Below are 8,209 nucleotides of genomic sequence, written 5' to 3'. Positions count from 1 at the left end.
ATTTTACCTCATTTCCTTGCAATTTGGGACTGCACTTTTATGATAACACTCCACAGCTACAATTTTTTGTGCAAAGTCGATTGCTGCTTTTAAATCCTTTGCGTTTGGATGCGTTGCGGAAACAAACAATATCCTTCCCTTGCAAACAAATTCGTCAAGAACTTTTACTCCCTTTTCTTCAAGTATATTGCAAACCGCAATCTGCCTCTGACTGCCTGAAGCGCAGCTTGTTACCAGTGCTGCATATTTGGGCATGGGTGCCTCAAGCGTTTTTATGTAGGCCAATAATTCTGGCATACTGGCACCACCATAAATGCCGCCAACGATAAAAAGCAAATCGACATCATCTAAGGCCGGATTCTTAGCGATATCTTGAGCTGTAGTATTCAAAAATAAACTGATCGCTTCCGCCAATTTTTTTGAATGTTTGGTTTTCGTTGCATAAATGACAGCAGTCTTCATCATTTTCAATACCTCCAGTAATTTAATCATGACAAGGGGATACTTCCTGTCAGTTCTCAAAGATCTTCTTGCTGCAATCGCACCTATTCTACTTTTTTGCGCTTTGTCCGATTTAACAGTTCCAGTTGATTTTTGCCGGGTTTCTTTCATGCTCCACTGCCATGCTGCGCAAAGCGGCTTCGATACGACCACACTCTGCGGCGGCACAGTGTTCAATTTTATCCCAGCTTGCCGCTGTCCCAAGCTGATCATAGGCGACTGCCAAAGCGCCATAAAAAGCCAAACCGATACAATGCCGGGCGGAATGAATGGTCGATGCCGATTGACCAATGGCCCGGGCCGCCGCTTGCGCCACCGGATTTCCCTCTGCATCACGGGCAGCGTCATGGCAGGCGAGAATTTCCTTTTTTACCTGGGGCAATTTGATTGTCCCTGACAACCATTCCCGAGCCGCCTTCAAAGCCTGCTGTGGTCGCAGATCATCCGGGTAGTCCCGGTCCCATAATGGTAGTAGCCTCTCTTCACAATAAGTAATGGCCCAGTTTGCAAGGGTTTCTTTACTCTGCGTTTCAATTAACCTCATCAGCGATTGAATATAAGGCACTTTCCAGTCACTTAGCATTTTTCTCGTTTTCGGCATGTTTATTCCCCTTTTTATCAGGCATAGTCAACATCGACTTTTATTATATACGATTGACTATCGCCGCAACAAATTTCTCAACACCATGATCAATCGTATCGATCAAGAGCGCCTGATCTTCAAAATCTGGTGTGCCTGTCAATATGCATTCAGCGACAGCGTCCTGATTATTTTTATCATGAAATACATTTATTTCATCTGAAAGACTATCAAGTATCGATTGATATGTCCCGGCAATATCACGGTTCCGCGCCGAAAGCCATACCTCAAAAGACCCGTTTTCATGTAAATACACAATCGCAATTTTTAAACCTTTATCTTTTAATAACTTCGTGCTCAAAGAAAAATAGGACATATCCAGATATCCCTGATAGATGCTGCTGACATCATAGTGGGGGTATTTTTTAATAAAAGCGGCTCTTAATTTACCCATAAACGTCAATATCCCTTTGTATGCAATTTGGATTTCACCTTGCTGCAACTGCTGAGTATACGCCGCTATTTGTTCATTAAGCGTTTTCATCCTTTTGCCTCCAACAAATTTGATTTAGCTGTTTTAAATATATCACAAACGAAGCGCCCGCACGACATGCCCAAATAATCCCTGTGTCATGAAATTATCGAAACGTCCCCATATCATGTATCGAGTAATCTCGGTTATTTTTCCATGAATACCAAATTCAGATCTTCTGACAGCGGTTTGGTTTTGAATTGGACAAAGCCAAGGCGTTTATAAAGCCTTAAATTTCTAAGACTTTGATCGCTGGTAAACAGTTCTTGCCGTAGGTCTGAGTTGTCTTTTTCAATTTCTTTCAGCAGTGCTGTACCAATGCCATTTCCCTGATAATCGGGATGTACAATCAGTTTGCCGATATAGACCGTGTCATTGTCAACAAAACTTCTGACCGATCCAATCAGTTCATTATTTTCATTCACGGCCTGATAGAATGTTCCTTTTTCAAACTCCATCAACACTTCTTCCAATGTTTGGGTCAATGGTTGAATTTCATAATTATTTAACAGTTTGGCTTCGCTCTGATATGCTAAATACTGAAGTGATAAAATATTTTCAAGATCTGCTTTTCCAGCTTTTATGATTTTCATGTTTTTCTCCTTCCCCGGGTATTGTGAGGATGCTTCAACGTTATGAATGCTTCGCATAACAAGGGCATGACAAACAAAACGTCCCCATGTCATGCCGATCCAATTACATTGGATCGCACTCCGCTTTACTCCCTAAAAAATATGCTTGTTCTGTTTAAATTCAGCGTTTTTGATGTAAGGATAATAAGGAACTCTTCAATTGCTGCAAAAAAAGCCAGAAATCCCGTTATGATAAGCAGACGATTATCCCAAAAAGGGTAGACGATCGGGCAGAAAAAGAAAAACAGGCCCGACACTTTATTTAAACTGGTATGAATAATTGCAATCTGCTTAAATTTTATTTTTGTAAGCACGGCGTTTCCTGTTCGCAAAATAGTAATAATAATAATGCCCAGAAAAATCAACTGGTTAATCTGATTTTGCTTGATTACCGTAATGATGATCATCCCACTCATGAACAAATCTGCAATGCTATCCAGCTTAGCCCCAAGCAACGTTTCACTATGAATTTTTCGAGCAATATAACCATCCAACAAATCTGTAAAACCACATATTAAGTATCCGAAAATAAAAACAGCACTACGAAAGTCAATAAACAGCAAGCAGAGCGATAAAAAAATTCTGAAAGTTGTTATTATATTGGGCAAGTACTCCTTTTTCATCGCTTAATTCCTTTGCATCACTCATTGTGAATTTATTCATGCTGCGCCTTAACCAGACGCGTGGCAATTCTAAACTGACTGCATCATTTACTTACGGCATAAAATACGACTCCGTGATCATTATAAGGCTCACTGCCTGTTAGTATATTTTTAAAGCTTTCTACTTTTGAAAAACCATTCGGTATAAATAACTTTTCAATATCCTCTTGATTAAAATAGTGATTCCAGAACCTATAAAGCTTATAAAAATCATCTTCTCCAATTACGAGATGCTGATCCAGCGTCGCTTTTTTTTCTTTGAAATGGAAATTTTTACTTAGACATATGTATGGATCAGGCTTCCAGAATCCGCCTTCAGACATTTCCCAGGACGAGTTGAAATTCAGTCTTTTTATTGTGTCTTCGTCGATTGCGTCGAAGAAAAAAACACCTCCGGGCTTTAAAAACCGTTGTATTTTTTTTATCAAAGCCAGGCGTTCTTCAGGCACCAACACACCAAAGTCGCAATAAATCATCATTACGAAGTCAAATTCCCCCTCGATCTCCAACTTCAGATAGTCGCCGTTGATATATTCAATCGCACTGTGATTCTTCTCACGTTGCGCAATCGCATAATCAATTGAGTTTTTTGAGATATCTACCCCTGTTACCCTGTGGCCTTTTTTTGACAACCGTTCGGCATAAAGCCCCGGGCCACAACCAAGATCCAGAATTTTTGATTCTGGGGGAATCATCGTGTTAATCATCTCTACCGTATTATCAATATCAACCGACGTTCGACTTGCTACTCCGATTTCCGGATTGATATGTGCTTCCAATAAAAATTTTGAGATGTGTTTGTCATCCCACATCAGGTCGGTCCCATTGTCATACGGCTTTGGGTTACCAACTGTTTTAATTATTTCTGTAATATTCATAATCGCTCCTAAACTTATTCGCTCGCTGCAAATTCCATTCATTTCAATTTAAGATCTGTTCGTATTTTAAACAACCATCATCACAGCCGGTGTCACAGCCATTCTTACGGTCATGATTTATATGGGGACTTCTTTTTAAAAAATCATTCTGATACTAAACAAATACCGGCCATTTTTCGGTTTCGGTAAATGCATCGACCAGTTCATAAGCATTCCTAATGATTGTCTGATCAAATTCCAGATGATTTAACAAAGCAATGGCATTTTTTGTTTGTGCTGGGCCGGCATGTAATTGGTAGTCAAATAAAATACTGTCATCCGTTATTGCCTCTTTAAAATGATAATTATCATAGCTGTTCGCTAAAATATTGGTCAGCTCGATATCATGGGTTGCTATCAGACACAGACAATTCTGTCTGTCGAAATATTCTAAAATTGCCGAAGAAGCTGCGATACGTTCAATGGTATTGGTTCCTTTTAAAATTTCATCAATAAAACAAAGACAGGGATAATTCTTGATCTGATCAATTGTCCGTTTCAGGGATTTTATTTCTGCCATAAAATAACTATCTCCCACTAAAATGTCATCGCGCACGGCCATCGCAGTTATGGGCAAGCAAAATGTCAGGGAGAAGCTACTGGCCGTACAGGTATAAATGGTTTGTGCAAAGATGCTGTTAATAGCCAATGCTTTTACAAAGGTTGATTTCCCCGATGCATTCGACCCGGTAATCAAGCTGTTTTTCCTAAGCATAATGTCGTTTGGAACGGGTGATTTTAGGAGGGGATGATACAAGTCACAAGCATTGATGTTAAATACTTCCGTAAAGGTCGGTGTCACGGTGCCAGCTAGACTTTTTCGAAAAGATGCCAACGCAATTGACATGTCCAACTCGCCAATATTTTGATAAATACTGTGAAACGCCACTCTATTTTTTGATACTAAGGCAATTGCTTTGTTGTAGATTCTAAAATCGTAGAGTGTCATGATTTTGAGGTAGTCAAGAATAAGGTCAATGTCAGAATCACTGCTCATCATTACCCCGGAAAGCTTTCCGGAAAGGGTTTTAAAAGGAATATAGGCTTCTTCAATCTGATCCACCAACACTTTTAAACAGCTCTTGGTTTCACATCTCGACAAGCGGCTACAGCATCGGAGAATGGCCGCAAAGTATTGAATCGTTAACAGGTTTTTCGCTATTTCCTTCTTGAAATAGTAATAGATTCCCCCATTAAGAATAATCGAAGCGATTAAACTCATCACGCCGATGCCTGGATTGATGAAACAGATACCAATGCAAAGAAATGGAATAACACCCATGACTGTGTAGATCATTGGATTTTTAAGGGCCTTTGTCTGACTTTCGAAAATAAGTGACGAAACGTCATTATAGCTTGTTTTCCCCAATTTTGAAAGAATCATTTGAATTTCCAGCCGTTCCTTGGCATTCTCCTCGAAAAAAGCAATCAACTGATCACGATTTCGCAGCGGCTTCTCATCCCATCTTGGTTCATGAAGGGTTGCGTACAGCACTTCATCGCCAACTGAGGTTAAGCAGGTATCGATACGTTTAAACACATCGTCCATATCCAAATCACTCCATGTCAATTCGTCAATTGCTACTTCAATTGTTTCATATTTAAGTTTTCGATCCCAATAATCTGACACACTTCGCCAAATATCAGAATTGAAATGTGTTGGCGATTGCCCGAATTCCTTTATCAATCGCTGCTGATAATCCCTTCGAGTTTTTCTACTTGAAAAAAAATTAAAAAGAAAAAATGCTGTAATCCCAATTACTAAAAATAACAATGACTCCATGAATGACTCCTTATAGTATGACTCTTGATCAAGTTGATTCTTGTCTTCCAAGTTTCATCTTGTCCTATTCATTTGATTTAGCTAATACAACCACAGAACGGTCATGGCTTGTGCTATGTTCTACTCCTCTAATATGTCCATTTAAATCTTCCCACAGCAATTTGTTTCATTATACCATATAATAATGGTTTCTGCGGCAACGCCCCTCATTTTTTCGATGCAAGTTACTGAAAAGTTTATCAAAATAATGTACTACAAAAGAAATTTTCTTTTTCTGCCAAAAACGCACAAACAGATGACAAGGGGACGTTTATGTCATTTGTTGAAATTAATGATTATAAGTTTCTCTATCTAACGTCAAATGTGTATCCTTGTAAGATAAAAGCTACCAAAATGATGAATCGTATTTTAATGCAAACAAACGTTTACAGCAGAATAAAAAACGATTACATCAAATCGAATGTAACTCTAATTCTCTTCCAAAATTAAATATTCAAACGTTTAATAATATGATAGTATATTTGTAAAGTCGAAAATGTATACTATATTTATGAGGAGAGCACGATGAGTAGTGGGCAGGTATATCTCTTTTCAAATGACCATAGAGCAGCATATGAGATGTTTCCAATGCCTCTTGGTATATTTCAGTATATTAATGGTAAAGTAGTTACTTTGTTGGTATCAGACGGCTTGTGTAATTTTATAGGTGAAGAACGAAGTCAACTTATTGATCATTTTAACAACAATATGTTTGGAAATGTTCATCCTGATGATGCCGAAATGCTGGCTAGACTTGGTTACCGTTTTGCAACCAAACAAGATTCCTATGATATTACTTATCGCACCAAATTATATGGTCAGGATGAATACCGCTATGTCCATACAGTTGGACAATTTCGACTGATGGAAAACGGCATTAATCTCGCTTTTATTGAATATATTGACATCACAGATTCAGAACAGATATTAATACAGACGTTACAGGAGTTTGAATCACCAAAAACACGTTTTTTCGATGAAAATATGGGCGCAATGGTGGTGGTCTCCAGAAAAGAAAAACAATTACTCTATTTTAATAAAGCTGTATGTCGCATGCTCCCACCTAAAATTAACTATGACAGTGGAATGACATTTCAACAGTATTTTTATAGCGATTTTCCTAACTCAATGAAAAAAATATTTGATATGGTTGACATAGGGCCAAAAGTGATTGAGGAACCGAATACGCATAGAAATCTGGAGGTAAATGTAATTTCCTCATCTTGGAATGATGAACCTGCCTATACAATATATTTTTATGAATATCAAACAGGGAATTCAGAAATTAACCAGGACAATATGCTTCGACATAAACGGGTGGCTTTTAACAACATCATGTTTACAGGAAGCACCAACAAGCTTCCATTCTATCAAAATGGGTACAGGGGTTTTCGGGTATGGAATTTCACTCAAAATGAAGCGATCCTTGATGAAGGACATGATTTTATTTATGACAGTACAACTGATGGAAAGACCTTTGATAATTACATAAATTGTCTGCATCGAAAGTCTATTGTGAAAGAAGATGACTATTTTTTCAATATCTGTCAAAAAGAGCATATGATCTTTAGATATGAAAGCAGATCATACCCAATAAATAGAACCCTCACACTTCAGACAAAAGAGGGGCGGATCTATATTGCCCTGGAAATTACGATGATGAAATCCCCGGATAGCGGAGAAATATTCATCAAAGTGTGGGAAGAAAACGTCACTGATGAGTTAGTGGCTGATATGATGATGACGCAAATCATCAAAAATGAACATGACTATATTGCCTATATTGATTTGTCGGCTAATAAATGCCGGGTTATTTTCGGCAAAGCCCAGGATCAGAATCGCAAAAATTTCGATATCAATCTAAAAGCGTATTTTAAATCATCTTGGGGATTTCAACAATTTGCACGTTATTTTGGACAAGAATTTTCCAGCCAGGATGGTATTGTAAATTATATTAATGAGCGCTGTGGTGAAGATGGATCTTTTTTTCATGTTTGTGAACTTCCAAATGGTCAATTAAAAAAAATGTTTGTTCAGACAATTGATCGAAGTAATCTGATCTATTACCTTCAATGCAGTGATGTTACCGATATTTTACGAATCGAAAGAAATCGGGAAAAAGAACTTCAAGAAGCACATTATAAGGTAATGATGGCAAATAGGGATTTGCAGGAAGCGGTTCAGGCAGAGCATGCAAAAGTGGAAAGTATCTTACTGCAAACTATTCTGTCGGTCAATAATGCGTTGGACGCAAGAGATGAATACACTTGCAGACACTCCGAACGGGTATCGGAGTATTCAGCAGAAATGGCACGACGTCTGGGCTGGTCAGAAAAAAAGGTGGAAAATCTTTATAATATAGCCCTCGTTCATGATATTGGCAAAATTGGCATCCCAGATGCATTACTATTGAAGCGAAATGCATTGACCGAGGAGGAATATGAACAGATAAAAAAACATGTCGAAATCGGAAGTATTATTTTAAAAGATTTCACAGCGATTGAAAAGGTGTCAATATCGTTTTGAAACTTCCCAAAATAAACGGTAAAAATTACCCATTAGC

Annotated in this window: 8 protein-coding genes; 1 reads left to right on the top strand and 7 read right to left on the bottom strand. The window is 38.2% G+C overall.

All coding sequences use genetic code 11. The features are described 5' to 3' along the window. Positions 1-3: 3 nt before the first annotated feature. The 7 genes from Q7P33_RS17615 to Q7P33_RS17585 all read right to left on the bottom strand — a co-directional run bounded on the left by Q7P33_RS17615 (position 4) and on the right by Q7P33_RS17585 (position 5,454). Entirely contained in the window at positions 4-612 is a 609-nt protein-coding gene (locus Q7P33_RS17615; protein ID WP_303872054.1) for a hypothetical protein, read from the bottom strand. Beyond that, on the bottom strand, positions 575-1,102 hold the full coding sequence (locus Q7P33_RS17610) for a putative immunity protein (RefSeq protein ID WP_303872053.1): 528 nt from the start codon (positions 1,100-1,102) through the stop codon (positions 575-577). The genes Q7P33_RS17615 and Q7P33_RS17610 overlap by 38 nt, the downstream gene beginning before the upstream one ends. Before the next feature lie 43 nt (positions 1,103-1,145). Continuing rightward, complete coding sequence (locus Q7P33_RS17605) at positions 1,146-1,625, bottom strand: hypothetical protein (RefSeq protein ID WP_303872052.1); 480 nt, start codon at positions 1,623-1,625, stop codon at positions 1,146-1,148. Between the two features lie 134 nt (positions 1,626-1,759). Beyond that, on the bottom strand, positions 1,760-2,206 hold the full coding sequence (locus Q7P33_RS17600; RefSeq protein ID WP_303872051.1) for a GNAT family N-acetyltransferase: 447 nt from the start codon (positions 2,204-2,206) through the stop codon (positions 1,760-1,762). A 125-nt stretch (positions 2,207-2,331) separates the two neighbouring features. Then, entirely contained in the window at positions 2,332-2,868 is a 537-nt protein-coding gene (locus Q7P33_RS17595) for a CDP-alcohol phosphatidyltransferase family protein (RefSeq protein WP_303872050.1), read from the bottom strand. A gap of 83 nt (positions 2,869-2,951) precedes the next feature. Continuing rightward, positions 2,952-3,785: a bifunctional 2-polyprenyl-6-hydroxyphenol methylase/3-demethylubiquinol 3-O-methyltransferase UbiG gene (locus Q7P33_RS17590; protein ID WP_303872049.1), complete on the bottom strand. Its 834-nt coding sequence runs from the start codon at positions 3,783-3,785 to the stop codon at positions 2,952-2,954. Between the two features lie 154 nt (positions 3,786-3,939). Then, positions 3,940-5,454 carry a DNA mismatch repair protein MutS gene (locus Q7P33_RS17585; protein WP_303872048.1) on the bottom strand — a complete coding sequence of 505 codons (1,515 nt, stop codon included), beginning with the start codon at positions 5,452-5,454 and terminating at the stop codon, positions 3,940-3,942. A gap of 717 nt (positions 5,455-6,171) precedes the next feature. On the opposite strand from Q7P33_RS17585, the gene Q7P33_RS17580 reads away from it, so the two are divergent. Next, positions 6,172-8,172 carry an HD domain-containing protein gene (locus Q7P33_RS17580; protein WP_303872047.1) on the top strand — a complete coding sequence of 667 codons (2,001 nt, stop codon included), beginning with the start codon at positions 6,172-6,174 and terminating at the stop codon, positions 8,170-8,172. Positions 8,173-8,209 lie beyond the last annotated feature (37 nt).

The sequence above is a fragment of the Acetobacterium wieringae genome (assembly GCF_026646375.1).
GTDB classification, from domain to species: Bacteria; Bacillota; Clostridia; order Eubacteriales; family Eubacteriaceae; genus Acetobacterium; species Acetobacterium wieringae_A.
Note: the sequence above shows the minus strand (reverse complement) of the source record. Positions and strands in the feature narration are given on the sequence as shown.